The organism is Janthinobacterium sp. BJB426 (assembly GCF_002735705.1).
GTDB lineage: Bacteria > Pseudomonadota > Gammaproteobacteria > Burkholderiales > Burkholderiaceae_D > Janthinobacterium.
This window is the reverse complement of the sequence record NZ_PDZL01000006.1, coordinates 237,396-264,372: the sequence shown is the minus strand read 5'-3', so window position 1 is coordinate 264,372 and position 26,977 is coordinate 237,396. Positions and strand designations below refer to the sequence as shown.

Genomic DNA, 26,977 nt, shown 5'->3' with positions numbered 1-26,977 from the left:
ATAGGAAACAGCATCGAAACGTGGTAGGACTTTCGTTTCTTCCCATTTAGGCCGTGCAAAACGGCATCAAATACGGTATAGTGTCGTTGTGCGCTGCAATATGTTCCCTTGAAGCGATGGCAACACCGCAGTTATATGCACTACAAACTTAGCAGCTTCGCAAGCCTTAGCGCATCCACAGGATGCCGCTTATAAAGCCCTCCCGCCTTGTGTGTCGCACCTGACACCGTCCCGGCGCAAAGCTTTTGTGCCGAAATTTCTTTCTAGTTGAGTCATTTCGTTTTGGTTGGCGTTGCTATTTTGCGTTCTGCTTTTTGCAAGAACGCTGATTTTTACGAAAGAAAAGAATGACATTTGAATCCTTAGGCCTGCATCCGTCCATCATCGCCGCTCTGACCGAATCGGGCTACACCGCGCCAACCGCGGTACAGTCGCAAGCGATTCCAGCCGCGATCGAAGGCCGTGACCTGCTGGTCTCGTCGCAGACCGGTTCGGGCAAGACGGCAGCTTTCATGCTGCCATCGTTGCACAAACTGGCCAGCGCCGAACAAAGCGCCGCCGGCAAGACGCCGAACCAGGAAATGCAAGCATCGCGCGCCCGCGGCGAGCGTCCACGTTTCAAGGCTGCCCAGCCAAAAATGCTGGTGCTGACGCCAACGCGCGAACTGGCCCTGCAAGTGACCACCAATACCGACAAGTACAGCACCGGCATCCGCCGCATCAAGGCTGTGTCGATCCTGGGCGGCATGCCTTACCCTAAACAGATGCAATTGCTGGCCAAGAATCCTGAGATCCTGGTCGCTACCCCTGGCCGTCTGATCGACCACATGGACTCGGGCAAGATCGACTTCTCGCAACTGGAAATCCTGGTGCTGGACGAAGCCGACCGCATGCTGGACATGGGTTTCATCGACGACATCGAAAAGATCGTGGAAGCGACGCCGGAAGGCCGTCAAACCATGCTGTTCTCGGCAACGCTCGATGGCGTGGTCGGCAACATGGCGCGCCGCATCACGAAAAACCCGCTGGTCATCCAGGTGGCAAGTTCGAGCAACAAGCATGAAAACATCACCCAGCGCGTCCACTTCGTCGACGATCTGTCGCACAAGAATCGCCTGCTGGACCACCTGCTGCGCGACGAAACCTTGGACCAGGCTGTTGTGTTCACCGCCACCAAGCGTGACGCCGACACCATCGCCGACCGTCTGAACATCGCCGGTTTCTCGGCTGCCGCCTTGCACGGCGACATGCATCAGGGCGCGCGTAACCGCACCCTGGACGGCATGCGCCGCGGCCAGGTCAAAGTGCTGGTTGCCACCGACGTTGCCGCTCGCGGTATCGACGTGCCAACGATCACCCACGTGTTCAACTACGATCTGCCGAAGTTCCCGGAAGACTACGTCCACCGCATCGGCCGTACCGGCCGCGCTGGCCGCAATGGTCTGGCCATCTCGCTGGTGAACCACGCTGAAGGCATGAACGTCAAGCGCATCGAACGCTTCACCAAGCAATTGATCCCGGTCAATGTCATCGAAGGTTTCGAGCCGAAGAAAACGGCATCGGCACCACGTTCGAGCGCCCGTCCAGGCGGCTGGAAACCAGGCGACAACCGTGGCGGCGCGAAGCCAGGCCAACGCACGTTCAGCAAGCCAGGCGCACCACGCAAAGACGGCGCACCGAGCACCGGCGGTGGCTACAAGGGTTCCAACCCGCGCAGCACCGACGGCGCACGCCGCAGCTACGGCGACCGTTAATCACGACGCCATGCCGCCAGCAGGCGGCAAGCAATAAAAAAACGGCCACCAGATCACTCTGGTGGCCGTTTTTTCATGCCCGGCGCACTTACTTCTTCGACACCTTCTGGCGCGACAGCTTGCGCAGCTTGGCCTGCTCGAAGCGCACCTGCTGCTCCGGCGTCTCCAGCGCCAGCGGCGGCACGGCCACCGGCTTGCGGTTGGCATCCACGGCCACCATCGTGAAATAGCAGCTGTTGGCATGGCGCACCAGGCGCTGCTGGATGTTTTCCGTCACCACGCGGATACCCACTTCCATCGACGTCGTGCCCGTGTAATTGATCGACGCCAGGAAGGTCACCAGCTCGCCCACGTGAATGGGCTGCAGGAACATCACCTGGTCCACCGACAGGGTTACCACATAGCTGCCCGAATAGCGGCTGGCGCAGGCATAGGCGACGCTGTCGAGGTATTTCAGGATGGTGCCACCGTGCACGTTGCCGGAAAAATTGGCCATATCGGGCGTCATCAGGACCGTCATCGTCAGTTCGTGGGCCGACCAGTTCATCGCGCTGTCCAAAGTGTTCTCCAAGGGGAAATTAAAAGTGAGGGAAGATGTGAAAACCGGCCCCAGGGGCCGGTGGCAAGGACAGCTTGTTACAGTCCCAGGGTGTCGATGTCGGCCAGCGATTCGCGGCCCTTGTCGGAAATGTCGTGCCCCTCGCCGTCGGCGCGCGCCACGATGTGGGCTTTCTTGCCCAGGAAATAGGCCACGTCCGACTCCAGCTTGGTCAGCGGATCGGTAGCGACGGCGCGCAGCCCCATGATGCAGCGGCGCAGGAACAGCAGTTGTTGCGCCTTTTCGGTGATGGACAGACGGCCATCGCGTGCATAGCTGAGCAGCTTCAGGCCGGACAGGCGCTTGGCATTGCGGGCAACGCAAGCGCTGGGGCGCTCGGTCTTGATGCCGCGTGCAACTTGCTCCAGCGCGTCATATTCATCGGTTGTTAATTTCTCGTTCTTCATTACTTTTCCATAAAAGGCCAGGTGTTCGGCCCCCATGGTACGCGCCCCGCTGCGCATCGGCAACAGGCAACGTGAATCTACCGCCGCCCGCCAAGCGGCCAGGCAGCGGAAACACGGGCGTGATGAGCGTTATTTGTAGCTGCGCAGCAGCAGCCATGCGAGGCCGCAACCCGCCACGGCGCCCGCCAGGGCCAGCGCCACAAGGTTTTTGCTGGTGATCACAGGGCGCCGGCCCAGGTAGATTTTGTTATGCAAGGAATTGCCCACGATGGTCTCCTGTACAAGAATTTTTATGATGTCTCATTATAAGAACAGAATCGTGACGGCCGCATGACACTCGACAGTTAGGGCTTGATTTGTATCCACTCGGCAACATTTATTGACGTTTTTGTTGTTTAAATGGCGTAGCGCCGGCGACCACCGCGCAGTCCATTTCCGATCGGAAATAAACGCGGCGTGCGCCTCCCCCGCAACCGCCATGACGGAGCGCAGCGTGCCCGGTCAATGCATTTTCACGGGCGGTGGCGGCGGCGTCGGCTCCTCGACCGGCACGGGGTCGATGTGGGGCGGCGTTTCCGGCGGCGGCGTGACGGGATCGCCTTCCGGCGGTGGCGGCATATCGGGTTCGGGCGTGCTGTGTGCACGCAACAGGGCATGACGGGCTGGTGTTTGCATGTGGCCTCCTTTGCCCCCACTGTAGCCGATGCGGCCAAATCCTGGCGCCCGCCAGTGACGGCATCTGCGGGAACTAAACGGCGTGGCGCCACTCCAACTTGGCAGGTATCTCTCCTGCGAGTGCAATCGATCCCCATGGCGCGCAAGAAAATCCTCCTCATGGCCGAGGCAGTGACCCTGGCCCACGTCGGCCGCCCCCTGAGCCTGGCCCAGGGTCTGGACGAGAACGAGTATGAGGTGCATTTTGCCTGCGCCGATGGCTATGACTTTTGTTTCAAGCACGCGTCCTTCCGGCGCTGGCGCATCGACAGTATTTCATCGCTGCAATTCCTGCAGGCACTGGCCCAGGGCAAGCCTGTCTACACGGAAAGCACCCTGCACGCGTATGTGGAAGACGACTTGCGCCTGCTCAATGCCGTCCAGCCCGATCTCGTGATCGGCGACTTCCGCCTGTCGCTGTCGGTCAGCGCGCGCCTGCAGCGCATTCCCTACATCACCGTCAGCAATGCCTACTGGAGTCCTTGGGTGCGCCAGCACTACACGGTGCCCAGCCTGCCCCTGACAGGCATGCTGCCCATCTGGCTGGCCGATCCGATGTTCCGCCTGATCCGCCCGCTGGCCTTCGCCGCGCATGCCGTGCCCCTGAACCGCGTGCGCCGCCGCCACGGCCTGCCATCGCTGGGCAGCGACCTGCGGCGCATCTATACGGATGCCGACCACACCTTGTACGCGGACATTCCGCAACTGTTCCCGCCGCAGGCCATGCCGTCCACGCACGACTACCTGGGCGCCGTCATCTGGGCCCCGCCGCTCGACTTGCCGGACTGGTGGCAGCGCCCGGAGCTGAGCAGCGGACGGCCCATCATCTATGTCACCCTGGGCAGTTCCGGCCAGGGGCAACTGCTGCCGCGCGTGCTGCGCGCGCTGGCGCCCCTGCCCGTCACCGTGCTGGCGGCCACAGCCGGCACCATCCGCATCGATGCCGTGCCGCCGAATGCCTATGTCGCGCCCTTTCTGCCGGGCGACGCGGCGGCCCGGCGCGCCAGCCTGGTGATCTGCAACGGCGGCAGCCCCACCAGCCAGCAGGCACTGACGGCGGGCGTGCCCGTCATCGGCATCGCCGGCAACCTCGATCAATTCCTCAACATGCACGGCATCGCGGGGGCCGGCGCCGGCCAGCTGCTGCGCGCCGACCGCTTCCAGGAAACCACCCTGCGCCATGCCGCCACGCGCATGCTCGACGATGGCCGGGCCAGGCTGGCGGCGCGTCAACTGGCCACGGCCATGCGCGACTATGTGCCCGCGCAACGCCTGCTGCCCCATCTGCACGCCTTGCTGGGTCCGTTGCCGCAAGGCGGCCAGCCTTGACGGGCGGCGTCGGTTTTTCTTACAGCACGTCCGGCAGTACCTGCAGCACGTCAACAAAAGCACGCCAAGTCCTTGATTTCAAAAGAACCTCATGCGATGGCATGGAAGTCGCTTAAGTCTGGCCATGAGCACCTGCCGACAGGACTCAGGCAAGACTTCCAGACTCACTCAACCACGAGGTGACTACAATGAAACTCTCGAAACTGAAACTGCTTCCGGCCGCAGCGGCACTGGCCATGCTGTGCGCCGCCGGTAGCGCACAGGCGGGTGCCTACGGCTATGCCTACAACAACATCTACGGCCTGCAGATCGCCGCCGCCACGGGTTCCATCACCGCCCTGAACAGCACCACGATCTCGCGCGCCACGGCCACCCTGAATGGCGTCAGCGTCATCAATGGCGGCCCCGGCCTGCTCGACTCGCCCCGCGCCGCCGTCGGCGCCGTGACCAAGGGCGAGAATAATTTCACACAACAAGGTGCCGCGGGCAACTACTCGCGCGGCGATGCGCAGATCGTCAGCACGCAGTTTCCCTCGTTCCCGCCCGGCTCCACCTCCACGCAAGCGGTGAACGTGGCCGAGGCCCACCTGGACGGTCCTTCCGGCACGGCCGATGCATCCGGGCGCAACGGCTCGACCACGGGCTTCTCCGTCAACTTCGTCGTCGGTTCGCCCACGGCAACGCTGAGCTTTGACTTCTTCTCGTCGCCATTCATGCAAGTCTTCCTGCAAAGCACAGTGGGCCAGCTTTCCACCGCGACGGCCAACCTGGTGATGACCATCACCATCACCGACTCGACCGGCGCGACCGTCTTCAACTGGACACCTGATGGCGTCATCGGCTCCGGCATTTTCGGTGGCACGGAATCGGCCGATGCGGCCAACCTGAACACAGGCCTGGCGACCAACTTCCTGACGCGCGGCAACCTGTTTACGTATGACCCCACCGGTTGCGGCACGCCCACGGGCACGGGCGTGGGCACGGCTTGCGGCGGCCACTTCGCCTCCGTCAGCAATGCTCTCGCGACTGGCAATTACACCCTGACCCTGAATGCGGTGGAAAGCGTGGATCTGGTGAAACAGCAAGCGACACCGGAACCGGGCACCCTGGCCTTGCTGGGGCTGGGTCTGGCTGGTCTCGGCTATGCCCGCCGCCGCAAAGTTGCCGCCTGACCAGGCAACAGGAGGGCTTCACAGGCGAGGGCGTGTCCTCGCCTTTTTTATGTGGCAAGCCTGTCGGTTTTCCTTACAACGCGGCCGACCAGGAGATGAGGATTTTCATGACTACCTTTTTATGCACCCGGCTGCCAACGGCCCTGCTGGCCTTGCTGTTGCTGGCCAGCAGCGGCACTGCCAGCGCCGCCGCCTACGGCTATTCGTACACCAGTGTCTTTGGCCTGGTCATCAGCAATCCCTCCGGCTCCACCACCTTGCTCAGCAACATCGACCTGTCGCGCACCACCGCCACGCTCAATGGCAGCAGCATCATCAATGGCGGCAGCAACGAAATCGATGCGCCACAAGCGAAACGCGGCGCCGTGAGCAAGGGGGAAAACGACTTTACCCGGCAAGGCATGGGCAATGCCTCGTATGCGCGCGGCGAGGCGCAAATCGTCACCTCGCAAATCCCCCCCTTTCCACCGGGCTCGACCAGCACGCATACCGTGAATGCGGCGGAAACCTTCCTGACGGGCAGCGGCAGCGCCGACGCCTCCGGACGCAATGGTTCCAGCACCGCGATGACCGTCAATTTCATCGTCGGCCAACCGGGCGCAACCATGGCCTTCGATTTCCAGGCCCTGCCCTTCATGCAACTGTACCTGGACGCCTTGGCCGGCACAGGCTCGGCGGCCACGACGAATATGGCGATGACATTTACCATCATCGATGAACATGGCCAGATCGTCTTCAACTGGGCGCCCGACGGCAAGCTCGGCTCCGGCATCCTGGGCGGCACCGAACTGGCCGATGCCGCCAACCTCAATACCGGCTACGCGCAAACGCCGCTCACCAGCGGCAGCGTGTTCACCTACGATCCCAGTGGCTGCGGCGCGCCCACGGGCACCGGCATCGGCACGACGTGCGGCGGGCAGTACGGCGCCGTCACGGACCACCTGGTGGCGGGCAACTACACCCTGGTGTTGAACCTGCTGAACAGTTCCGAACTGGTCTACGTGCCGACCACCACGCCGATGCCGCTGCCGGGCACCTTGCCGCTGCTGGCGGCCGGCCTGGGCATGCTGGCCCTGGCGCGCCGGCTGCACTCTTGATGCACGCGGCTGCGGCTCATTGCCCGGGGGACGGCGCGACGAGCAAGTCTTGCAGCGGACGGCGCAGCGAGCGCGCACTGGCCGCCGGCCCGGCGCCTATGCGCCCGAGAAACACGGCCCGGTCAAACGCCGCCTCCCCCAGCACGGCCTGGCATTGCGCAGCCAGCTCCTGCGCCAGCTCCTGCATGCCATCGGTACGCGAAAAACTGCGCCGTTCGCGCACATAGCGGGCAAAGATCAGCGGCGTCAGTTCCGGCTGCAATTGCAGGCCCAGTTGCGTGGCCGTCAGCCAGAAGCGCTGCATGGCGCGGCCGGCCGCCACGTAATCGTCGATGTGGCGCGGCGGCGCCTCGGCCAGCAGCACGAAATGCGCGGCGCAATACAGGCCCGGCAGCAAATCCATCTGCAGGCGCGGCGCGACGGTGCCAGCCAGCCAGGTATTGAAAAAATCCACGCGGCGCCAGCTGTGCATGACCCAGCGCATCAGGCGCGCCGTCATCGGATCGACGCCGAGCGCCTGCTCCGGGATGCGGTCGCTGCTGTAGCGCGCGCCCCATTCAATGACGTCGCGGTGCACCTTGTGCGCCTCGGGCATGGTCAGGCGCAGCTTCGCATTGTCGAACATCAGGCGCGCGCAGGCCAGGCGTGCGCGCCCGCCTTCGAACCACTGCACGCCGTAACCGGGCGGCAAGCTGGCCGCCAGCGCTGCCTTTTCGCTGGTGCGCAAGCGGCGCGTGCTGAGCCGGCGCCGCTGCACGCTGCGCTGCGGCAAGAAGGCCGCCAGCGAATCGGGCAGCATGCCAGGGCTGTCGAGCAGGTGCACGTCAAACGTGGGCAAGGTGTCGGGCAGGGACAGACGCCGGCGCGCTTCCATGCGCAGACCATGGCTGCTGGCCGCCAGTGCCATGCTTTCGAGCAAGGCACCAAGCGACAGCTGGCTGGGATGGCCGTCGAGGTCGTACACGCAATGGCTACGCGTATCGAAGCCATGCACGACCACGTGGCGCGGGTCCACGACTTCAAAGCGCCACGGCTGCGTGTTGTCGCCGCTGGGCGCCCAGCGCGCCTGCTCGAGGATGTTTTCCAGCACGGGATCCATCTGCAAAGTTTGCCCCATTCATTTCCCCTGGGCGGCGCGGCGCCGCTTGATGATGGCCATCGTCAGGCGCTGCAGCGGATGACGGTTGCCGCCGGGACGCCAGGTATGCACGAGCTTGTTGCGGTAGGCGTCGAAATGCATGCCGTGCGGCGCCGCCATCACCTTGCCCCGCTTTAACAATATCTTCAAGGCTTCCGTGGCGGCCGCGCCCGCGCACAGCTGGCAGCCCATGATGGTCGACGGCCCGCGCCGCTCCTTCAGGTTGATGGCCGACGGGTCGACCAGGTAGGGAGCGTGCAAGCCGGCCGGCGCGAGGCCGACGAGAAAGCGCAGGGCTTTTTCTTCCTCGGGCAAGTCGCCCCAGCCAAAATAGTCTTCAAACGTCATGCCGCCCGGCATGAAGCTGAGCACGGCCGTGCCCATGCCCAGCGGCGCGGCCGTGATGGCGGGGATGCCCAGGCGCGCGCACGTGGCGAAGGTGGCCTGGCGCGCGGGAAAGGCGAAGAAATCCAGGCCGTCCACATACAGGTCGACACCGGCAAAAAACTCGGCCAGGTTGCTGTCGTGTATGCCGTCTGGAAATTGTTTAATCTCAAGTTCAGGATTGATGTCACGCGCCATCTGCGCCAGCACGGCCACCTTGGGCTGGCCCAGGGTGGACACCATGGCGCCCGCCTGACGGTTGAAATTGGCGATATCGAAGGTGTCGAAATCGGCGATGTGGAAGGCGCCGATGCCCAGCCGCGCCAGGGTCAGCAAGTGCACGCCGCCCACGCCGCCCATGCCGGCGATGGCCACGCGCTTGCCGCGCAAGCTATTTTGCTCCGCCTGCGTGACCCAGCCCAGGTTGCGGGCGAACGCCGCGTGATAGGAAAAACCGTCTGTCATGCTCACCTCTTCTGTGCATCCCTTGCGGACGAAAAAGTTTGGACAGGTGAGCCGGGGTTAAGTTCCCCGCATGACAGAAAAAAGCGCTTAGCGCGCCAGGCGCCGCGCCGCAGGCACGCTGCGCTGTAGCGCTGCCGCAGCCGGTGCCACTGCGCCCACCTTGAACACGCTGACGATCTGCGCCAGCCCTGCCGCCTGCTCGTTCATCGCCTGCGCCGCCGCCGACGCCTGCTCGACCAGGGCCGAGTTTTGCTGCGTCATGTTGTCCATCTCGACGATGGCCTGGTTGATCTGCTCGATGCCGGCGCTCTGCTCGGCGCTGGCAGAGGAAATCTCGGCCACGATATCGGTCACGTGCTGCACGCTGGAGACGACTTTTTCCATCGTCTCGCCCGCCAGCGCCACCAGTTTTTCACCGGCACCCACTTGCTCGGCGGAACTGTCGATCAATTGCTTGATTTCCTTGGCGGCCGCGGCCGAACGCTGCGCCAGGTTGCGCACTTCGCTGGCCACGACAGCGAAGCCACGGCCCTGCTCGCCCGCGCGCGCCGCTTCCACAGCCGCATTCAGGGCCAGGATATTCGTCTGGAAGGCGATGCCGTCGATGACGGCGATGATGTCGCCGATTTTCTTCGACGAGGCATTGATGGCGCCCATGGTGTCGACCACCTGGCTCACCACGCCGCCCGCCTGCGTCGCCACTTGCGAGGCGGAAATAGCCAGCTGGTTGGCCTGGCGCGCATTGTCCGCATTCTGGCGCACGGTCGAGGTCATTTCTTCCATGGTCGAGGCCGTTTCTTCCAGCGATCCCGCCTGCTGCTCCGTGCGCGCCGACAGGTCGTGGTTGCCCGAAGCGATCTCGCCCGACGCCGTGGAAATGGATTCCGCATCGTTGCGCACCTGGCTCACCAGATGGGCCAGGTTGTCGCGCATGGCCTTGATCGCCATCAACAGACTGGAGGTATCGCCGGGACGCGTATCGATCTGCGTGGTCAGGTCGCCCTGGGCGATTTGCGCCACGATGGCCGCCGCATAGTCGGGTTCGCCACCGAGCTGGGCCAGGATGCGGCGCAGCATCAGGGCCGCCAGGGCGCCCACCACCAGCATCAGCGCGCCGCCGATGGCCAGCAGCACGCCGGCCTGGGCCCAGAACTTGTGGTTGATGTCATCGATATACGTGCCCGTGCCGATCAGCCAGTCCCACGGCGCAAATTTCACCACGGCATACATCTTCGCCACCGGATCTTTCACGCCGGGACGTGTGCCATCCGCCTGCACCAGGCCGATGCGGCTGCTGGCCAGGGCCACGCGGTAGCGGTCGCCCGACTGCTTCATGTTCTTTTGCGGCGTGCCGATGCGCGCAGGATTTGGGTGTACGTACAGCAAGTCGGTGCTGAAATCGCGCACGAAATAATACATCTCGTCCTTGACGAAGCTGCCGATGGCCAGCTTGGCCTGCTGCTGCGCCTGCTCACGCGTGAGCTTGCCCGACTGTTCCAGCGCATACGCCTTTTCCACCGAGGCATTGGCCAATTCCACCAGCACCGTCAATTGCTCGACCCTTTCCGCCATCATGGTCTGGCGCAGCGAATACAGGGAGAATGAAGCGATGAGGACGATGCCCAGCAAGGTGCTGAAACACAGGAGAAGAATGCGCGAACGGAGAGTCATGGGAGCCTGGGTAAAGAATAAAATGTGGAATTATAAACAATTTCCATATGGAAATCTTTTCAGAAAAGCAAAGCGGGCGGCGCTACCAGGCTGATGCCCGGCAGGCACCGCCCGCATATGTCTTGCTGAAGTCTGGATGAAAGGTCAGGCCAAGGCTTCCTTGGCCGCCTCTTCCGGCGTCAAGCCGTCGTAGAACTGGTCGGTGAACCACTCGACCTGCTCTTCGATGTGGTCCTGCGCCTGCGCCACGGTGGCACCGCCGGCCACGAGGAAGCCTTCGACCTCGATACACCAGTTGATCAATTCCAGGGTTTCCGGATCGAGTTCTTCTTTCTTAGCCATCGTACAGTCCTTGCTTGTTAAATTGCGATCACATCAATCAGCAGCAGTTTAACAGCTTCGCCACACTGCCGCCCCTGCAGTTCAACAATGAAGCTTACTTGGCTGCAACGTTTTTGCGTTCCGGATACAGTACCACCTGTACATAATTGTGCATGTCCAGGTAACGCTGCGCGGCCAGTTTGACGGCTTGCGGCGTGAGGGCGCGCACGCGCTGCTCGTAGCGCAGGATGTGCGCGGGGTCGCGCCCCTGCGTCACCGAACCCATCAACTGGTTCATCCAGTAGTTGTTTTCCCGCAAGGATTTCTGCTGGCGCGTGATCCAGTTCAGCTTGACCTTTTCCAGGTCCGCCGCGGACGGCCCGTCCGTCTTCATCCTGTTGATTTCGGCAAACGCGGCGGCGATCACCTTGTCCACGTTTTCCGGTCCCGTCGGCAAGTTCAAGGCCACGGAATAGTGGCCGTACGGATGCTGGCCCATGGACGTCTCAAAGCCGCCGCCATAGATCATGCTCATCTTTTCACGCAGCACTTCGATGACTTTCAGGTTCAGCACCTCGCCCAGCGCCTGCAGGGTCAGCTTTTGCTCGTCCGAATACGCCACGTCGCCATTGAAGGTGATGGAAATCGTGCTCTTCGGCTCGCTGCCCATGTAGATGTCCTTCTTGACGACCCCGGTCACCGGGCGCATGCCCACGTCGCGGTAGGCGTGCGGCACGTCAGCCACGGGCAAGGTGCCCAGGTAGCTGGCGATCAGCGGCTTGATCTTGTCGAGCTCGAAACTGCCCGTGAAGATGAAGGTCATGTCGCGCGCGCTGGAAAAGCGCTGGCGGAAGATTTCCAGCGAACGGTCCAGGCCCACCTTGTCGAAATCGGCCACGCGCGGCACGCCATCGACGCGCGGGTTGTCGCCAAACATGGCGTGCTGGATGGCATCGTAAAACACGGCTTCCGGCTGCGCCATGCTGTTTTTCGCCAGGTCCTGCTGCTTGCCGATGAAGGACTGGTACAGGCCCGCATCCTTGCGCACGTCATGGAAATACAGATACACCAGTTGCAGCATGGCTTCCACGTCGGCGCTGCTGGCCGAGCCGCCAAAGCCTTCGCTCAGTTCGCCCAGCGAAGCGCCCACATTGACCGTCTTGCCAGCCAAGACTTTTTGCAAGTCCAGCGGCGCCAGGTCTTTCAGGCCCATGCTGCCGACCACGGCGCTGGCGTAGCGGGCGTTGTAGATGTCGGCATCGCCAAACAGCGACTGGCCGCCGAAGCGCGTCGAGCCCATCAGCACCTGGTCATTCTTGAAGTCCGTGGGTTTGAGCAGCACGCGCACGCCATTGCCCAGGATCAGTTCCGTCACGCCGATGGCCCTGTTCAACTTTTCCGAGACGATGCTGCCGCCGGCCGGCGGCGCATCCATCAGCTTGCTGGCCAGCACTTTTTCCGTGCGCGGCTCGATGATTTGTTGCTCGGCTTTCGCCACGGCATCTAGCAATTGCTGCTGCGTCGGCACGCTGCCCCCCGCTTTCGGCTCGGCGCCCATGAAGACCACGAGTTTCTTTTGCTGGTCGGGAATCACCTTGGCCACCGTCTCGTTGATTTCTTGCAAGGTTACCTGCGGCAAGAGTTCCTGCGCGTACAGCAATTCATTGGCGATGCCGGGGATGGCTTCCTGCTCCAGGAAGTTGCGCGAATACTCGGCCACGAAACCGGAGGAATCGGACTTGTCGCGCTCGCTGTATGCGCGCTCGTAATTGCGCAGCATGTTCTTGCGCGCGCGGTCCAGCTCATCCTGGCTGAAACCGAAGCGGCGCGCCCGCTCATCTTCCTGCACCAGCGCATCGACGGCCGGCTGCACGCCGCCCTTGCCCAGCAAGGCATACGCGCTGAACGATTCATAACCGCGCACCAGCTTGCCCATGCTGCTGCCGCCCTGGATGAACGGCGGGTTCGCCTGCTGCGTCAATTCCTGCATGCGCGCGCTGAGCATTTGCCCGTACAGGTTCTCGATCATCTGGCGGCGGTAGTCGGCGATGGTGACGGGTTCCTGCGCGGCGCGGATCGGGTAGCGGATGAAGACCGTGTCGTCCGGCGCTTCCTTGTCCGTGATCACCAGCGCTTCCGTTTGCGAGCGCTGCGGCACTTCCGCATACAGGCGCGGACGCGGTTTTGCGGGATTTTTCAGCTTGCCGAAATGTTGCTGGATCAGCTTTTCAGCCTGTTTCGGCTCCACATCACCGACCACCACCACGGCCATCAGGTCGGGACGGTACCAATCCTTGTAGAAACGCTTGATGGCTTCCGGCTTGAACGTTTTCAGCACGGATTCCTTGCCAATCGGCATGCGTTCCGCATAGCGCGAACCGTTCAGCAGCTTCGGATACAGGACCTTGTTCATGCGGTCGCTGGCACCCTTGCCCAGGCGCGCCTCTTCCAGCACGATGCCGCGTTCGCTGTTGATGTCGGCCGGATTGAATTTCAAGCCATGCGCCCAGTCTTCCAGCACGAGAAAACCCTTTTCCAGGTTTTCCTTCTTGTTCGTCGGAATCGGCAGCACGTACACGGTTTCATCAAAGCTCGTGTAGGCATTCAAATCGGCGCCGAACTTCACGCCGATCGATTGCAGATAGGAAATCAGTTCATTGCGCTTGAAATGCGTGGAACCATTGAAGGCCATGTGTTCCGTGAAATGCGCCAGGCCTTGCTGGTCTTCATCTTCCAGGATGGAACCGGCTTTCACCACCAAGCGCAATTCCACTTTCTGCGCGGGACGGGCATTTTTCTTGATGTAATAGGTCAAGCCGTTCGGCAGTTTACCAACGGTAACTTCTGGTGCCAGCGGCAGGGGATCGCTCAAACGGATTCCCGCCTGGGCCATGCAGGCGCACGCCAGCAAGACGGCGCCCGAGATCAGGCGTAATTTACTCAGCTTCATGTATTCTCAACGGTAAGATTCAGTAGGCATACCTTACACTGAAATCCTGTTTCCGCCATTAAAAACAGCTTAGGAAAAACGGCTTTTCCCAGGCAACTTTGCCGAATGACAAACTCAGCAGTGTCCTGCCAGCTTTTTTCAATTGTGCTAAAGTATTGCCGCCGGTCATGTGGACCGGCACAACAATACGTCTTCGGGGCGGGGTGCGATTCCCCACCGGCGGTAAGACCGGCAACGGTCAAGCCCGCGAGCGCCTGTCAAACGTCGTTTGGCGGGGTCAGCAGATCCGGTGTGATTCCGGGGCCGACGGTATAGTCCGGATGAAAGAAGATGTGCAGTAGTGTGATGTCCCATCGCCCCGGCGATGCGGCCAGTTGCGTCTATTCGCTTGCCCTGCAGCGTTTTTCGCCTATGCGAGGAGCGTTTCACCATGTTAGTCAACAGCTATACCCTGCTTTCCAACGACCTGGAAGGTCGTATCCAATCCGCCCTGGCCGCCATGCGCGCCGGCATCCCCGTCATCCTGCTCGACGATTTCGACCGTGAAAACGAAGCCGACCTGATTCTGTCTGCCGAGAAACTCACGAACGAAACCATGGCTTTGCTGATCCGCGAATGCAGCGGCATCGTCTGCCTGTGCCTGCCGACGGACGTCGTCAGCGCGCTGGAATTGCCGCCCATGTCGTCCGACAACGGCAGCCGCTATGGCACGCCATTCACCGTGTCCATCGAGGCGCGCGACGGCGTCACGACGGGCGTGTCGGCCGCCGATCGGGTCACCACCATCCGCGCCGCCATCGCGCCCAATGCCAAGCCCGCCGACCTGGTGCGCCCCGGCCACGTGTTCCCCCTGCGCGCCGCGCCCGGTGGCGTGCTCGAACGCCGTGGCCACACGGAAGGCTCCGTCGACCTGTCGCGCATGGCGGGCCTGAACCCGGCCGCCGTGCTGTGCGAGCTGATGAATCCGGACGGCACCATGATGCGCGGCGACGATATCGAACGTTTCGCCGAACTGCACGGCATGCCGATCCTGACCATCGAAGAACTGGTAGAATGGCGCAGCACGCGCGAACAGTAAGCCATCTTCAGGCGGCCACGGCCTTCGGCGGATGCACGTGCCGGTAGACGAGTCCCGCCGCCAGGCCATACGCGACGGCGATCGTCGCGTAGGCCAGCGGCAAGCGCAGCGACCAATCCTGCACCATGTGCAGGATGCTGCCGATCAGGGCCACGCCCACCAGGGCGCCGATTTGCCGGTTAGCATTCAAGGCCGCCGCCGCACTGTTCGCATGCTGCTTGCCGGCCACCCGCATCACGGTGGCCGTCATGGCGGGAATCACGATGCCGATGGCCACGTTCATGACGGCCGTGCCCAGCGCCAGCAGCGCGTACGGCGTGCCTGGACGCAAGCCCATCAACAATACGGCCATGACGGCCCCTACCAGCAAGCCTAGCAGCATGGGTCGGCGCGTGCCATGACGGGCCGCAATACTTCCCGCCATGAAATTTCCTACCGTATAGGCCGCCATCATGGGCAGCAGGCGCAAGCCCGACTGCAAGGCATCGGCGCCGCCAGACTGCTGCAGGAACAGGCTCAATAAGAACAGCTGGCCGAACACGCAGAAATTGATCAAAAAACCCACGCCGTTGGCCGCGCCAAAGCTGCTGCTGTGAAACAGTGCACGCGGCAACAGCGGATGGCTGCCGCTGCGCTCGCGCCGCAGCAGTTGCCCGGCCGACAATACCGTCAAGGCCCCCGCCGCCAGCACGCCGGGCGACAGCCAGCCCAGCACAGGGCCTTCGATCAGCACGAAACTCAGGCCCGCCAGCGCCGCCACGCCCAGCGCATGGCTGAACAGCGATAAATCGCGCGGCTGGCGCGCCGGTGCGGCCAGCAGCAGCTGCGCCATGACGATGGCCAGCACGCCCAGCGGCACGTTGACCCAGAAGACGCTGCGCCAGCCGAACTGGTGCACGAGGATGCCGCCGATCAAGGGGCCGGACGCGCCGGCCACGCCCACCAGGGCCGACCAGGCGCCCAGCATGCGCGTGCGCTCTCGCTCGTCGTCAAAACTGTGCGTCAGCAAGCTCAGGGAGCTGGGCATGAACAGGGCCGCGCCGACGCCCTGCAGCAAACGCGCCGCCGTCAGGAAGTGGCCGTCGGGCGCCGCGCCGCACAGGACCGAGCCGAGAATGAAAACGCCGAGGCCGCCCTGGTACACGGCTTTCGGCCCGTAGCGGTCGGCCAGCGCGCCGCCGGCCAGCAGCAGCGCGGCAAACGTCAAGGTGTAGCCGTCGACCACCCAGACCAGGCCCGTCAGCGGTATGGCCAGGTCGAGCGCGATATCGGACAAGGCCACGTTGACGGCCGTGACGTCAAGCATGGCCATGACGAAGCCGAAGGCCAGGGTCAGCAGGATCAAGCCGCTGGCGCGGCGCGGTGTGGGGGCAGGCATGGCATTCCTTGCAGGGATAGAAGGGCAGCCATTATGCGAGCGTTGCACGATGCAGTAAACAGGCATAAAATCGGCACCTTGATGCAAAATTGCATCAGAAAACAAGGACAAGGATATGGACTGGGCTCATGGATTGGGATAACGCGCGCATCTTTCTCGCCATCGGCCGGGCCGGCACCCTGCGCGGCGCGGCGGCCCTGCTGCGCATCGACCAGGCCACCTGCGGGCGCCGCCTGGCCACGCTGGAAAGCTCGCTGGGCGCCACCCTGTTCCTGCGCACGCCGTCGGGCTACGTGCCCACGCCGGCCGGCGAGCTGGCGCTCACGGCAGCCGAAGCGATGGAACGGGCGGCCGACAAGCTGCAACGCGAGATGCAGGGCGTCGACAACCGCCTGTCCGGCCTGGTGCGCGTGGCCACCACCGACACCATGGCCAGCCATTTCGTCATCCGCGCCATGCAGCAGCTGCACGCGGCCCACCCGGACATCCGCATCGTGCTGCACGTGGCGCCGCAGCTGGCCAGCCTGACGCGGCGCGAAGCGGACCTGGCCGTGCGCGGCGTGCGTCCCACCGACCCGGACCTGATCTCGCGCCACTTGGTCAAGCGCAGTCTGGGCCTGTACGCGTCAAAAACCTACCTGGCGCAGCGGGGCGAACCCGTGCGCGGCACGGCGCTGGCCGGCCACGACATCGTCATCTACCACCATTCCGTGGCGCCCCGTCACGCGGAAAAACTGGCCGGCGAATCCGTCGCCAACGCCCGGGTCGCCATGGAAGTCAATTCGGCGGCGATGCTGCAGGAAGCCACGCGCGCGGGCCTGGGCGTGGCCGAGCTGGCCACCCACCTGGGCGACATCGACCCGCTCCTCGTGCGCATCTGGCCCGAGCGGGCGGAAAGCTACGACGTGTGGCTGGTCATGCATGCCGACCTGAACCGCTCTGCCCGCGTGCGCGCGGCGGCCGATGCCATCATCGCCAGCGTGGCGGGGCAATAGCGGGCCACCCGCGCACGGCTGGACAATCGTTTGTATCGAACGCATCCAATGTTAAGATGCCATGATGACCCTATCCGTCTCCCTCATCATCAGCCTGCGCCGCCTGCACCGGGCCACCATGGCCTGGCTGGTCAGCTGGTGGCGCATGCTGCATTTCGCCATCCTCGTGTTTTCGCTGGCCCTGTCGCCGTCGAGCTATAACCGCGACAACCGCCCCATCCTCGCGCACCGCCTCGTGACCAATACGGCGCCCAATCTCGTGTGGTTCAGCGTGGCCTGCGCGCTGGTCAGCCTGGTGCTGATACGCATCGTCGTCGTCAGCGCGCAAAGCTACGGCCTGTCGCGCTATGCGCTGGAAATGGTGGTGCGCGTGCTGGTGCTGGAATTGATACCGCTGACGGCCGCCCTGTTCGTTGCGCTGCGCCTGACCCTGCCCGACGGCATTGCGTTTGCGCAAATGCGCTCTTCCGGCATGCTCGATACCATGCAGCGCCAGGGTGTCGACCTGCTGCGCCGCGAGTACTTTCCACGCGTCATGTCCGGCATCTTTGCCGTGTGGATGCTGGCCATCGTCAGCTGCGTCACTTCGCTGATCCTCGCCTACATCACCATCTACGGTTTTACCCCGTGGGCGCTGCAAGGCTACACGCGCGTCGTGGGGCAGATCTTCAATCCGGCCGTGGCCCTGATCCTGATGCTCAAGGTCATCTTCTTCAGCTTTGCAGTGGCCCTGATCCCGCTGGCCTCGTCCTACTACCCGGAAGAGCCGCATGGCCGGCGCAACCGCCTGTGGGCCGCGCACGGACTGTCTGAAATGCTGCGCCTGTTTTCCGTCATCCTGCTGGTCGAAGTGGCTTCGCTGATGGGCAATTACTACTGATGCCCCGCCGCCACCGCCAGCGATCCCCGAACCATCCATACGAGAGCCAGAAGCCATGAGCCAGAGCCAGAGCCAGCCACCGAATCCCGACCAGACCGACGTCACGGCGCCCGACGCTGTCCTGCCCGCCCCGCCGCCCGTGCGCCACGCCGAATTGAAGGCGGCCATTCTGCTCGTCTTCATGTTCGTGCTGGTGGTCGGCTCCGTCGTCTACCTGATGTATGCGCGCGGCGCCTTTGAGGCAACGCAGACCCTGGTGCTGACGGCCGACGATTCCGACGGCGTCGGCGTGGGCGCCGACCTGACCTTTTCCGGCTTTCCCATCGGCCGCGTGCAGCGTATCGAACTGGCGCCGGACGGTCGCGCGCGCGTCATCATCGACGTGCCGCGAAAAGACGCGCACTGGCTGCGCACCAGCTCCATCTTCACCCTGGAACGGGGCATCGTGGGCGGCGCCAAGCTGCGCGCCTACAGCGGCATCCTGACGGACCCGCCGCTGCCCGACGATGCCACGCGCGACTTGCTGGTAGGCGACATGGCAGCGGAAATTCCCCGCCTGCTGGCCGCCGCCAAGGATTTGCTCAACAACCTGGGCAACCTGACGGGTACCGATTCCGCGCTCGACGGCACCATGCGCAATGTGCAGGCCGTGACCGGCAAGCTCAGCGGTCCGGGCGGTGCCATGGGCTTGCTGACGGGCGACGACAAACAGTCGCGCCTGCTGATCGAGCGGGCCAACGCCCTGCTGATCACGGCCGACCAGCTGGCGCGCCGCACGGATGGCCTGGTGGCCAATGCCGATACGCGCGTCTTCGGCGAAAAAGGCGTGATGACGGATGCGCAGGCGACCATCGTGCAGCTGAACGCGCTGCTGGCCGACACGCGCAACAGCCTGAAAAAAGTCGACGCCGTGCTGGTCGAGGCGCAAGCCGTGGGTGCCAATGCCAAGGCGGCCACAGCCGACCTGGGTCCGCTGCGCGCCGACGTGGAAAGCAATCTGCGCAAGGTCGAGCAACTGGTCAATGAAATCAACCGCAAATGGCCGTTCAAGCGCAATCCGGAGATCAAACTGCCATGAGAAAACGCAATGTCACCTTGTCCGCCCTGGCCGCATTGTTGTGCACCGCGTTGGCAGCCTGCTCCAGCGGCCCGCCCGTGCCGGACTGGAAAATGAATGCGCAAAGTTCCGTCGAACGTTTTCAAGCGGCCTACTTGAATGGCAACGCCCTGGTCGAGCAGACGGAATTCCGGCGCGCCCGCAGCCAGGTGGCCGGCACGGGCAAGCTTGAACTCGTGGCGCGCATCGAACTGCTGCGCTGCGCCGCGCGCGTGGCCAGCCTGGCGTTCGAGGACTGCGCCGGCTTTGACGCCCTGCAAGCTGACGCGACAGCCGCCGACCGCGCGTATGCGGCCTGGCTGGCCGGCAAGGCGCAGGCGGCAGACGTCGCCCTGCTGCCGGAAACGCAGCGCGCGGCCGCCGGCGCCAGCTCCGACACGGCCGCCGCCAGCACCGTGGCCGCCATCAAGGATCCGCTGTCGCAACTGGTGGCGGCCGGCGTGCTGCTGCGCTCGGGCCGCGCCACGCCGGAACTGCTCGATACGGCCGTGGCCACCGCCTCGGATCAGGGCTGGCGCCGGCCGCTGCTGGCGTGGCTGGGCGTGCAGCGCCTGCGCGCCGAACAGGCGGGCGACACGCAAGCGGCGCAGCGCATCGCGCGGCGCATGGCGATCGTCGAGCAGCCGCTGGCGCCTTGAGCGCGCCGATGGCGGCCCAAAGCAGGCGGAATCAGGCATAATCGAACGAGGATGACATCAAGGCCGTGCAGGCAGCGAGGTGTGACGATGCAGTTCGAGGATTTCGACCTTTCCACTCCCGATACCGGCCGGCATGCCGGCGCGGCGCCTGGCGATGACGCGTCGGCCGCCACGGCCGTGCGCCTGCAATACCTGCTCGACAATACGCCCTCCATCATCTATTGCACCGTGCCCAGCGGCGACTTCAAGATGACCTTTGTCAGCAACAATGCCCTCAACGTGCTGGGCTACCAGCCAGAGGAGATGGTTGCCGATCCCAATTTCTGGTTCGACCACATCCACCCCGACGATGCGCCCGGCATCTTTTCCAGCCTGGCGCAGATCTTCGTCGAAGGCGCGCGCGCCTACGAGTACCGCTTCCGCGTGCGCGACGGCAGCTATCTGTGGATGCACGACAGCCTGCGCCTCGTGCGCGACGATCACGGCGTGCCGTTCGAGGTGATCGGCTCGCTGACGGACATCACGGAACGCAAGGGCATGGAGGCGATGCTGCAGGCGCGCGGCGAAGAGCAGCAACTACTGATCAGCAAGTTGCAAGAAGCCCACGACCAGCTGCTGCAATCGGAAAAGATGGCCTCCATCGGCCAGCTGGCGGCCGGCATCGCGCATGAAATCAATAACCCGATCGGCTTCGTCAATTCCAACATGAGTTCGCTGCAAGGCTATGTCGGCACCCTGTTCGACGTCATCGCCCAGTATGAAGCGGCGATGGGCGAGCCGCTCGATGGCCCGGCCCTGGCCGGCAGAGTGACCCAGGTGCGCGCGCAGGCCGACCTGGCCTTCCTGCAGGACGACATCGGCGACCTGGTGCGCGAATCGATGGATGGCTTGAAGCGCGTGCGCGACATCGTGCAGGCGCTGAAAGATTTTTCCCACGTGGGCGAGACGGACTGGCAAGTGGCCAGCCTGCATGCTGGCCTGGACAGCACCCTGAATATCGTCGCCAACGAATTGAAATACAAGGCGCGCATCGAAAAACACTATGGCGAGCTGCCGCAGATACTGTGCCTGGCGTCGCAGCTGAACCAGGTCTTCATGAACCTGCTCGTCAACGCAGGCCAGGCCATCAGCAGCGACGGCGTGATCAGCATCCGCACGGGGCACGCGGGCGACTGGGTGTGGGTGGAAATCGGCGACACGGGCGCCGGCATCGCGCCCGAGCACCTGAAGCGCATCTTCGAGCCGTTCTTCACCACCAAGGCCGTCGGCAGCGGCACGGGCCTGGGCCTGTCGCTGTCGTACGGCATCGTCAACAAGCACGGCGGACGCATCGAAGTGGCCTCGGAAGTGGGCCGCGGCACGCGTTTTACCGTGCACCTGCCCGTCACACCGGCGGCGGCCCAGGCAGCGCCCTAGCCTTCCCGCCCTAGCATTCCTTCAAGGGCGCGTACACGCGGATACTCAGGCGTCCGCCATTCTTGCCTTCGAAGTCGAGCAGCTGGCTGATCACGCGCGCCGTCAGCACGTGTTCGGCGGCCAGCAGCATCAGGCCATCGCGGCTGATCAGGTCGCGCGACAGCACCATGCCCGGCTCCAGCTGGCCCGACAGCACGGTCAGGTCGCGCGCCGGCGGCTCCGTCTCTTCCATGAGGCCGCGGAAAGCGGCTACCACGGCGGGGTCGTAGCGCTTGCCGACGCTGTCATAGATCAGGGTGCGGGCCTCGTCGGCGCGCAGGCTGCGCTGCACCATGGCGCCGATCTGCAAGCCGTCATAGTCCGACGCCAGCGCCAGGATGCGCGCGCCCATGGGAATGGCCAGGCCCACCAGGCCATCGGGAAAGCCGGCGCCGTCGAAGCGCTCGAGCTGCGAGCGCAGGATCACGGAGACGGCGCGCAATTCCTCCAGCGCCATCAACAGTTGTTCGGCGCGCAGCGGATGCTTGCGGAAGGCGGCCAGCTGCTCGCCATTCCAGGCGCTGGCCGGCAATTCCAGCACGTCATCGCTCAAGCTGAGTTTGCCTATATCCTTGAGCAGGGCCGCGATGAACACGTCGCGCGCCTCCTGCCCTTCCAGGCCCAGTGCCTGCGCCAGCTTGCGCGACAGCTCGGCCACCCTGCGCGCATGGCCGGCCAGCTTGCCGCCCCGCATCTCGATCAGGTTGGAAAACACCTTGATCGTCGTCACGAACGTGGCCTTCAGGCGTTCATTGGCCGCCTGCACCTCGTCGTGCGACAGTTTCAGCTGCTGCGTGCGCGTGGCCACCTTCGCTTCCAGGCTGGCGTTGAGCGCCTGAAGTTCCACGTTCTGACTGGCCGTCAGCGCTTCCAGACGCAGCTTTTCCTGCTCCAGCGCGCGCCGTTCCAGCGCGTGGCGCACCACCAGGACGATATCGTTGTCGTCCCACGGCTTGGTCACGTAGCGGTAGATTTCGCCCTGGTTGATGGCGTCGAGGATGGACTGAATGTCGGCATAGCCGGTCAGCAGCAAACGCATGGTGGAGGGCCAGCGCTGGCGCACCTGGGCCAGGAATTGCGCGCCATCCATGTGCGGCATGCGCATGTCGGAGATGACCAGGTCCACCGTCTCGCTCTCGAGCAGGGCCAGGCCGGCCGCGCCGCCATCGGCCGTCAGCACGCGGTAGCCGTGCGGACGGAACAAACGCCGCAGCGAGGACAGGATATTCGGTTCGTCGTCGACGCACAGGATGGTGGGCGGCGCGATGCTGGTGCTCGTATACATGCTGTCCTGTTCGGTCATGGTGCGACGGCCTGCGCCTGGCGCACGGGCAAGGTGATGCGGAAGGTGGTGCCGCGGCCGATGATGCTGCGCACGTCGATGCGGCCATGGTGTTTCTGTACCGTCGTGTAGGCCAGCGACAGGCCCAGCCCCGTGCCCTTGCCGACGGCCTTGGTGGTGAAGAACGGGTCGAAGATGCGCGACAGGTGTTCGGGCGCGATGCCGCCGCCCGTGTCCTCGACCTCGATCCACACTTCCGCCGCGTTGTCGCTGCCCGTGCGCAGGGTGATGCGTCCGCGCGCCTCGCCCATGGCGTGGGCCGCGTTGACGACCAGGTTCATGATCACCTGGTTCAGCTCGGAAGGCTGGCATTCGATATCGGGAATGTCGCCATACTCGCGCACCACGTCGGCCTTGTACTTGACTTCGTTATTCACGATATTGAGCGTGGTGTCGATGCCCTGGCGCAGGTCGGCCCAGACCCACTCCTGGTGCGCATCCGTGCGCGAAAAATCCTTCAGGTCCTGCACGATGCGGCGCACGCGCGAAATGCCTTCCTTCGACTCGCCCATCAGCATCGGTATGTCGGTGCGCAGGAAGTCCAGGTCGATCTGCTCACGCAGCGCCCGCAGGCGCGCCGCCACCACGGGGTCGGCGACGGCCGGCTCCGCTTCCTCGTAGGCGTCGAGCATGCTGAACAGGTCATCCAGGTAGCCTTCCAGGGTGCCGACATTGGAAAACACATAGCCGATGGGATTGTTGATCTCGTGCGCCACGCCGGCGGCCAGCTGGCCGATCGAGGCCAGTTTTTCCGATTGCAGCAGCTTTTGCTGGGCCAGCGACAGCTTGCTGTTCAATTCCGTCAGGGCCAGGTTGCGCTCGCGCAATTCCAGATCGGCGATCTGGCGCTGGCGGATATCATCGGCCAGGCGCTCGTTCATTTCCGCCAGCTGGGCCGTGCGCTTGGCCACCAGGTGTTCCAGGTTGTCGTGCGCCTTGCGCAGCGCCAGTTCCGCCAGGCGCCGCTCGCTCACGTCGCGCAGGGTTTCGATGGCGCCTACCAGGCGTCCCTGGCGGTCGCGCAGGGGCGCCGCCGTGAAATGCAGCCAGTGGCCGTCGGGGCCGATATCGGCAAAGTAATCCTCGGCTTCGTAGGCGCCGGGAATCACGGGAGAGCGCTTCAGCTTGCCAAGGTAGAGTTCATTTTCGCCGAACGCGATATCGTCGGCCACCAGCAGATCGGCCAGGCAGGCGCGCGGCTGCGGATAAAACGCCTTCCAGTGGTCGCGCGTGCCGACCATCTCGGCGGCCGTAAAGCCCAGCAACTGTTCGCAGGCGCTGTTCCAGTGCGTTACCACGTGGTCCGTGTCGATGGCGAAGGTGGCCACGGGATGTCCATCGAAAAACGCCGACAGCGCGATGGAATCTCCCTGGCGGCGTTCCGGCGTGGCGGGCAATGCCTTTCCTGCATCGGTTTCCATGGACTCTATCCTGTTCATGCCAGCATGATCCGCGACATTTCATCGAAGGTGTGTTCCGTTTGCCCCAGCAGCGCCAGCCAGGCCGGCTCGTCCAGGGCGACGCTGCGCCAGCCCGCGGGCGACAGGGGCGGCACCAGCGCATCGTCGATGTTGGCCAGGTCGAGCGCCAGGGCGACGGCATTGGCCAGGTGCACGGCCAGCGGCAAGCCGCCTGCGTCCAGGCGGTCGATGGCGTGGTGGTCGGCCACCGCCTGCTGTATCGCCTCGGGAAACTTCCAGTAGGCGGCCAGGGCGCTGCCCACCTGCGCGTGATCGATGCCGATGACGGCCAGTTCCGCCTCGGCCATCTGGCAGTCATGCGCCTGGCGGTGGCTGCGCACGAGCGCGTGCTCGGCCGGGAAGCGCGTCACCAGCACCAGGGTGCCCAGGTCGTGCAGCAGACCCGCCGTGAATGCCGTCTCGGGATTGACGCGCAAGTGCGGCGCCAGCAGGCGCGCGGCGATGGCCGTGGCCAGCGAATGGCGCCAGAACGCCTGGAAATCGAAGCCGCCGCTGACGGGTGCAAAGCTGCTCGTCAGGGCGCAGGCCGTGACGACGGTGCGGATGCTGTGAAAACCCAGCACGGAAACGGCTTGCGGAATGCTGGTGACCTTCGATTGCATGCCGTAGAACGAGGAGTTGGCGATGCGCAAGGTCTTTGCCGCCAGGGCCTGGTCCAGTTCGATCTTTTGCGCCAGCACATGCACGTCCGTGTCATCCTGGTCCATACTCGACAGCAGCTCCAGCACCACCACGGGCAGCGAAGGCAGTTCCTGTATCTGGCGGATGATGTGTTCAAAGCTGAGGCGTGTCATGCGGCGCCCCCTTGCCGGTAGCGCTGCAGCAGCGCCAGCAGTTCCGCCCCGGCGGAATCGGGCGGCGTGGCGCGGAACAGCACGGCCAGCCGTTCCAGGTGGCGCAAGCGTTCCTGCTCGGCATGCGCCTGCGCGGCGGGATCCGGCGCCTCGTCCATGACGACGTGGCAGCGCTCCACATTGCGCCTGCGCAAGGCCGTCAGGTTCGCCGCCGTCAGGGTGGCGCCCTGTGCCAGCAGCACGGCGCCGCTGGCGTCGTTCAACGCCTGGGCCAGCACCATGCCTTCCTGCGCCTGCTCCATGGAAATCTCGCGTCCACTTTCGCTCATGCTTTCACTCATTTACCCACTCCATGACGACTCAGGGTAACCAGGCTGCCGCGCGAGCGCGAATGCAGACCCATCGGATGGACTGCCACGACATACGGCTGGCCGTCGATGGCGGCCAGGCGGGGCGTGTCCTGCCCGTCGAACAGTTGCGGCAAGACGATCGCCGCCTCGTTGCCCAGCAGGGCCGCGCCCCGTTCGAACAGGTTGGCCGCCGCCGTATTGATGAAGGCGATCATGCCTTCGTCGTCGAGCCCGATCACGGGCAGCGGCAGGAATTGCAATACTTCGCGCGCGATGCCCAGGCTGACTTCATCGCGGTTGATCTGATGCTGCTGCTGGCGCACCAGCGCCTGCATGGCGGCATTGGCTGCCGCCAGCGCCTGGTTGGCGTCGCGCAACTGCGCATTGAGGCGCACATTGTCGTCGTCGATGCCCTTCAGGCGAAAGGCTTCGGCGATATGCTCGCGCAGCTGATGGTCTTCCCAGGGCTTGGTGAGGAATTTGAAGATGGCACCCTCGTTGACGGCGTCCGTGACGGCCTGCAACTCGGTATAGCCCGACAGCATGATGCGGATGGTTTGCGGGCACAGCAGCTTGGCCTTGCGCAGGAAGTCGGCGCCCAGCATGCCGGGCATGCGCTGGTCCGACACGATCACGTCGACGACATGGCTGGCCAGCACGTCCAGCCCTTCCTGGCCGCTGCCGGCCGTCAGGATATGGTAGCCGTCGCGCCGCAGCAGGCGCTTGAGGGAAGCGAGGATATTCGGCTCGTCATCGACCAGCAGCAAGGTGCGCGGGGGCGCCGCAGGCACCGCCGTCCCTGGCACACCATGCTCGTCGTGCACATCCATCGGACCATCCTCTCATCGCCGTGGCGATATCGGAGCTTGCCTGGAGGGGATCTGCCGCGCGAGACCATCTTGCGAGTCTTGCGCGGCAGCCAGCTTGCGCTGAAATTATACGACTAAATGTTCCTTTTTGGCATTTATCCGCGCCGTGCAGGACAAGGTGTGTCGCGGTAAAACACAAAGCCGCCCAGGCCGATGGCCTGCGTGTCGGCCTTCACGGCGTACACCAGCGTGTTCTTTGACGCCTCGACCCGCAGCAGGTTCTGGTGCAGCACCGTTTGCGCGTGCGACAGTTCCAGCGACGGCGTCGGCGCCAGTTGCAGCCGCAGCTCGGACGTGGCCGCATCGTAGGCCCAGCGGCCCGGGTTGAAGAAGGCGAAGCCGCCGTCGAAACGCAGGCTGCCATCCTTGAACTGGGTCAGGCAAATGCCGGGAAATTCGCTGGGCGGGTTGTACCAGGTGGCGGCCACGGCGGCATCGGCTGGCGTCTTGCCCGGCATCTGCATGCCGGCGCCATCACTTTTGCCGCCCATGCCGGCGCAACCGGCCAGCGCCAGCGCGCCAGCCAAAGCGCCCGCGCGCGTGATGAAGGTCATGTGCATCAACAGTCCCCTTGCTTTATAGAAACATCATCTTAAAGCG

At 64.1% G+C, this 26,977-nt stretch carries 26 protein-coding genes and 1 riboswitch; of the genes, 10 read left to right on the top strand and 16 right to left on the bottom strand.

All coding sequences use genetic code 11. The features are described 5' to 3' along the window. Nucleotides 1–347: 347 nt before the first annotated feature. Nucleotides 348–1,754, top strand: a complete 1,407-nt coding sequence (locus tag CSQ93_RS12890; RefSeq protein ID WP_077406752.1) for a DEAD/DEAH box helicase — start codon at nt 348–350, stop codon at nt 1,752–1,754. Between the two features lie 88 nt (nt 1,755–1,842). Here CSQ93_RS12890 and CSQ93_RS12885 read toward each other — a convergent pair whose 3' ends face one another. The 4 genes from CSQ93_RS12885 to CSQ93_RS29200 all read right to left on the bottom strand — a co-directional run bounded on the left by CSQ93_RS12885 (nt 1,843) and on the right by CSQ93_RS29200 (nt 3,434). Next, the gene (locus tag CSQ93_RS12885; protein ID WP_071326331.1) at nt 1,843–2,301 is read right to left on the bottom strand and encodes an acyl-CoA thioesterase; all 459 of its coding nucleotides are present in this window, start codon (nt 2,299–2,301) and stop codon (nt 1,843–1,845) included. An 89-nt stretch (nt 2,302–2,390) separates the two neighbouring features. Continuing rightward, nucleotides 2,391–2,759 carry a hypothetical protein gene (locus tag CSQ93_RS12880; RefSeq protein WP_099378390.1) on the bottom strand — a complete coding sequence of 123 codons (369 nt, stop codon included), beginning with the start codon at nt 2,757–2,759 and terminating at the stop codon, nt 2,391–2,393. 129 nt (nt 2,760–2,888) lie between these two features. Next, a complete protein-coding gene (locus CSQ93_RS29205) occupies nt 2,889–3,026 on the bottom strand; it encodes a hypothetical protein (RefSeq protein ID WP_180979422.1) in 138 nt (45 codons plus the stop codon). Between the two features lie 234 nt (nt 3,027–3,260). Continuing rightward, a complete protein-coding gene (locus tag CSQ93_RS29200; RefSeq protein ID WP_199534388.1) occupies nt 3,261–3,434 on the bottom strand; it encodes a hypothetical protein in 174 nt (57 codons plus the stop codon). Nucleotides 3,435–3,569: 135 nt separating this feature from the next. On the opposite strand from CSQ93_RS29200, the gene CSQ93_RS12875 reads away from it, so the two are divergent. The 3 genes from CSQ93_RS12875 to CSQ93_RS12865 all read left to right on the top strand — a co-directional run bounded on the left by CSQ93_RS12875 (nt 3,570) and on the right by CSQ93_RS12865 (nt 7,071). Then, nucleotides 3,570–4,802 carry a glycosyltransferase gene (locus tag CSQ93_RS12875; protein WP_099378389.1) on the top strand — a complete coding sequence of 411 codons (1,233 nt, stop codon included), beginning with the start codon at nt 3,570–3,572 and terminating at the stop codon, nt 4,800–4,802. 188 nt (nt 4,803–4,990) lie between these two features. Further along, on the top strand, nt 4,991–5,974 hold the full coding sequence (locus CSQ93_RS12870) for an EDSAP-1 family PEP-CTERM protein (protein WP_099378388.1): 984 nt from the start codon (nt 4,991–4,993) through the stop codon (nt 5,972–5,974). A 107-nt stretch (nt 5,975–6,081) separates the two neighbouring features. After that, entirely contained in the window at nt 6,082–7,071 is a 990-nt protein-coding gene (locus tag CSQ93_RS12865) for an EDSAP-1 family PEP-CTERM protein (protein ID WP_099378387.1), read from the top strand. A 16-nt stretch (nt 7,072–7,087) separates the two neighbouring features. Here CSQ93_RS12865 and CSQ93_RS12860 read toward each other — a convergent pair whose 3' ends face one another. The 5 genes from CSQ93_RS12860 to CSQ93_RS12840 form a co-directional block, all read right to left on the bottom strand. Then, nucleotides 7,088–8,188 carry a nitroreductase family protein gene (locus CSQ93_RS12860; RefSeq protein ID WP_099378386.1) on the bottom strand — a complete coding sequence of 367 codons (1,101 nt, stop codon included), beginning with the start codon at nt 8,186–8,188 and terminating at the stop codon, nt 7,088–7,090. Beyond that, nucleotides 8,189–9,058 (bottom strand): ThiF family adenylyltransferase, encoded by an 870-nt coding sequence (locus CSQ93_RS12855; protein ID WP_099378385.1) that lies wholly within the window; start codon nt 9,056–9,058, stop codon nt 8,189–8,191. 87 nt (nt 9,059–9,145) lie between these two features. After that, the gene (locus tag CSQ93_RS12850; protein ID WP_099378384.1) at nt 9,146–10,729 is read right to left on the bottom strand and encodes a methyl-accepting chemotaxis protein; all 1,584 of its coding nucleotides are present in this window, start codon (nt 10,727–10,729) and stop codon (nt 9,146–9,148) included. 144 nt (nt 10,730–10,873) lie between these two features. Further along, on the bottom strand, nt 10,874–11,071 hold the full coding sequence (locus CSQ93_RS12845; protein WP_010399555.1) for a hypothetical protein: 198 nt from the start codon (nt 11,069–11,071) through the stop codon (nt 10,874–10,876). 94 nt (nt 11,072–11,165) lie between these two features. Continuing rightward, complete coding sequence (locus CSQ93_RS12840; RefSeq protein WP_099378383.1) at nt 11,166–14,000, bottom strand: M16 family metallopeptidase; 2,835 nt, start codon at nt 13,998–14,000, stop codon at nt 11,166–11,168. A 185-nt stretch (nt 14,001–14,185) separates the two neighbouring features. Continuing rightward, a riboswitch (FMN riboswitch) is annotated at nt 14,186–14,336 on the top strand. A gap of 94 nt (nt 14,337–14,430) precedes the next feature. On the opposite strand from CSQ93_RS12840, the gene ribB reads away from it, so the two are divergent. Then, the gene (ribB, locus tag CSQ93_RS12835; protein ID WP_035820303.1) at nt 14,431–15,078 is read left to right on the top strand and encodes a 3,4-dihydroxy-2-butanone-4-phosphate synthase; all 648 of its coding nucleotides are present in this window, start codon (nt 14,431–14,433) and stop codon (nt 15,076–15,078) included. Between the two features lie 7 nt (nt 15,079–15,085). On the opposite strand, the gene CSQ93_RS12830 is transcribed toward ribB, so the two are convergent. Next, on the bottom strand, nt 15,086–16,456 hold the full coding sequence (locus CSQ93_RS12830) for an MFS transporter (protein WP_099378382.1): 1,371 nt from the start codon (nt 16,454–16,456) through the stop codon (nt 15,086–15,088). 128 nt (nt 16,457–16,584) lie between these two features. On the opposite strand from CSQ93_RS12830, the gene CSQ93_RS12825 reads away from it, so the two are divergent. From CSQ93_RS12825 to CSQ93_RS12805, 5 genes are all read left to right on the top strand, one after another. Further along, nucleotides 16,585–17,451, top strand: a complete 867-nt coding sequence (locus tag CSQ93_RS12825; RefSeq protein ID WP_099378381.1) for a LysR family transcriptional regulator — start codon at nt 16,585–16,587, stop codon at nt 17,449–17,451. 64 nt (nt 17,452–17,515) lie between these two features. Continuing rightward, on the top strand, nt 17,516–18,331 hold the full coding sequence (locus CSQ93_RS12820) for an MlaE family ABC transporter permease (protein ID WP_035827750.1): 816 nt from the start codon (nt 17,516–17,518) through the stop codon (nt 18,329–18,331). A 55-nt stretch (nt 18,332–18,386) separates the two neighbouring features. Next, the gene (locus CSQ93_RS12815; protein WP_099378380.1) at nt 18,387–19,409 is read left to right on the top strand and encodes an MlaD family protein; all 1,023 of its coding nucleotides are present in this window, start codon (nt 18,387–18,389) and stop codon (nt 19,407–19,409) included. Beyond that, entirely contained in the window at nt 19,406–20,086 is a 681-nt protein-coding gene (locus CSQ93_RS12810) for a hypothetical protein (RefSeq protein ID WP_099378379.1), read from the top strand. The genes CSQ93_RS12815 and CSQ93_RS12810 overlap by 4 nt, the downstream gene beginning before the upstream one ends. 87 nt (nt 20,087–20,173) lie before the next feature. Further along, entirely contained in the window at nt 20,174–21,502 is a 1,329-nt protein-coding gene (locus tag CSQ93_RS12805) for an ATP-binding protein (protein ID WP_099378378.1), read from the top strand. A gap of 10 nt (nt 21,503–21,512) precedes the next feature. On the opposite strand, the gene CSQ93_RS12800 is transcribed toward CSQ93_RS12805, so the two are convergent. The 6 genes from CSQ93_RS12800 to CSQ93_RS12775 all read right to left on the bottom strand — a co-directional run bounded on the left by CSQ93_RS12800 (nt 21,513) and on the right by CSQ93_RS12775 (nt 26,937). Next, nucleotides 21,513–22,844, bottom strand: a complete 1,332-nt coding sequence (locus CSQ93_RS12800; protein ID WP_099378377.1) for an HD domain-containing phosphohydrolase — start codon at nt 22,842–22,844, stop codon at nt 21,513–21,515. Then, entirely contained in the window at nt 22,841–24,304 is a 1,464-nt protein-coding gene (locus CSQ93_RS12795) for an ATP-binding protein (protein WP_099378376.1), read from the bottom strand. Before CSQ93_RS12795 ends, CSQ93_RS12800 begins: the two co-directional genes overlap by 4 nt. 14 nt (nt 24,305–24,318) lie before the next feature. Continuing rightward, nucleotides 24,319–25,158, bottom strand: coding sequence for an HDOD domain-containing protein (locus CSQ93_RS12790; protein ID WP_099378375.1), 840 nt, complete (start codon nt 25,156–25,158; stop codon nt 24,319–24,321). Further along, nucleotides 25,155–25,487 carry a hypothetical protein gene (locus CSQ93_RS12785; RefSeq protein ID WP_158301213.1) on the bottom strand — a complete coding sequence of 111 codons (333 nt, stop codon included), beginning with the start codon at nt 25,485–25,487 and terminating at the stop codon, nt 25,155–25,157. The genes CSQ93_RS12790 and CSQ93_RS12785 overlap by 4 nt, the downstream gene beginning before the upstream one ends. 8 nt (nt 25,488–25,495) lie before the next feature. After that, nucleotides 25,496–26,338, bottom strand: a complete 843-nt coding sequence (locus CSQ93_RS12780) for a response regulator (RefSeq protein WP_099378373.1) — start codon at nt 26,336–26,338, stop codon at nt 25,496–25,498. Nucleotides 26,339–26,472: 134 nt separating this feature from the next. Next, a complete protein-coding gene (locus tag CSQ93_RS12775; RefSeq protein WP_099378372.1) occupies nt 26,473–26,937 on the bottom strand; it encodes a hypothetical protein in 465 nt (154 codons plus the stop codon). Nucleotides 26,938–26,977 lie beyond the last annotated feature (40 nt).

What these genes read in the sequence shown, in the direction of transcription:
- CSQ93_RS12805 (WP_099378378.1), top strand. Translation starts at nt 20,174, where the DNA reads ATGCAGTTCGAGGATTTCGACCTTTCCACTCCCGATACCGGCCGGCAT.
- CSQ93_RS12775 (WP_099378372.1), bottom strand. Translation starts at nt 26,937, where the DNA reads ATGCACATGACCTTCATCACGCGCGCGGGCGCTTTGGCTGGCGCGCTG.
- CSQ93_RS12790 (WP_099378375.1), bottom strand. Translation starts at nt 25,158, where the DNA reads ATGACACGCCTCAGCTTTGAACACATCATCCGCCAGATACAGGAACTG.
- CSQ93_RS12820 (WP_035827750.1), top strand. Translation starts at nt 17,516, where the DNA reads ATGACCCTATCCGTCTCCCTCATCATCAGCCTGCGCCGCCTGCACCGG.
- CSQ93_RS12860 (WP_099378386.1), bottom strand. Translation starts at nt 8,188, where the DNA reads ATGGGGCAAACTTTGCAGATGGATCCCGTGCTGGAAAACATCCTCGAG.
- CSQ93_RS12825 (WP_099378381.1), top strand. Translation starts at nt 16,585, where the DNA reads ATGGATTGGGATAACGCGCGCATCTTTCTCGCCATCGGCCGGGCCGGC.
- CSQ93_RS12865 (WP_099378387.1), top strand. Translation starts at nt 6,082, where the DNA reads ATGACTACCTTTTTATGCACCCGGCTGCCAACGGCCCTGCTGGCCTTG.
- CSQ93_RS12810 (WP_099378379.1), top strand. Translation starts at nt 19,406, where the DNA reads ATGAGAAAACGCAATGTCACCTTGTCCGCCCTGGCCGCATTGTTGTGC.
- CSQ93_RS12795 (WP_099378376.1), bottom strand. Translation starts at nt 24,304, where the DNA reads ATGGAAACCGATGCAGGAAAGGCATTGCCCGCCACGCCGGAACGCCGC.
- CSQ93_RS12885 (WP_071326331.1), bottom strand. Translation starts at nt 2,301, where the DNA reads ATGAACTGGTCGGCCCACGAACTGACGATGACGGTCCTGATGACGCCC.
- CSQ93_RS12815 (WP_099378380.1), top strand. Translation starts at nt 18,387, where the DNA reads ATGAGCCAGAGCCAGAGCCAGCCACCGAATCCCGACCAGACCGACGTC.
- CSQ93_RS12845 (WP_010399555.1), bottom strand. Translation starts at nt 11,071, where the DNA reads ATGGCTAAGAAAGAAGAACTCGATCCGGAAACCCTGGAATTGATCAAC.
- CSQ93_RS12830 (WP_099378382.1), bottom strand. Translation starts at nt 16,456, where the DNA reads ATGCCTGCCCCCACACCGCGCCGCGCCAGCGGCTTGATCCTGCTGACC.
- CSQ93_RS12855 (WP_099378385.1), bottom strand. Translation starts at nt 9,058, where the DNA reads ATGACAGACGGTTTTTCCTATCACGCGGCGTTCGCCCGCAACCTGGGC.
- CSQ93_RS29200 (WP_199534388.1), bottom strand. Translation starts at nt 3,434, where the DNA reads ATGCAAACACCAGCCCGTCATGCCCTGTTGCGTGCACACAGCACGCCC.
- CSQ93_RS12800 (WP_099378377.1), bottom strand. Translation starts at nt 22,844, where the DNA reads ATGACCGAACAGGACAGCATGTATACGAGCACCAGCATCGCGCCGCCC.
- CSQ93_RS12850 (WP_099378384.1), bottom strand. Translation starts at nt 10,729, where the DNA reads ATGACTCTCCGTTCGCGCATTCTTCTCCTGTGTTTCAGCACCTTGCTG.
- CSQ93_RS12780 (WP_099378373.1), bottom strand. Translation starts at nt 26,338, where the DNA reads ATGGATGTGCACGACGAGCATGGTGTGCCAGGGACGGCGGTGCCTGCG.
- CSQ93_RS12890 (WP_077406752.1), top strand. Translation starts at nt 348, where the DNA reads ATGACATTTGAATCCTTAGGCCTGCATCCGTCCATCATCGCCGCTCTG.
- CSQ93_RS12785 (WP_158301213.1), bottom strand. Translation starts at nt 25,487, where the DNA reads ATGAGCGAAAGTGGACGCGAGATTTCCATGGAGCAGGCGCAGGAAGGC.
- CSQ93_RS12875 (WP_099378389.1), top strand. Translation starts at nt 3,570, where the DNA reads ATGGCGCGCAAGAAAATCCTCCTCATGGCCGAGGCAGTGACCCTGGCC.
- CSQ93_RS12870 (WP_099378388.1), top strand. Translation starts at nt 4,991, where the DNA reads ATGAAACTCTCGAAACTGAAACTGCTTCCGGCCGCAGCGGCACTGGCC.
- CSQ93_RS12840 (WP_099378383.1), bottom strand. Translation starts at nt 14,000, where the DNA reads ATGAAGCTGAGTAAATTACGCCTGATCTCGGGCGCCGTCTTGCTGGCG.
- ribB (WP_035820303.1), top strand. Translation starts at nt 14,431, where the DNA reads ATGTTAGTCAACAGCTATACCCTGCTTTCCAACGACCTGGAAGGTCGT.
- CSQ93_RS12880 (WP_099378390.1), bottom strand. Translation starts at nt 2,759, where the DNA reads ATGAAGAACGAGAAATTAACAACCGATGAATATGACGCGCTGGAGCAA.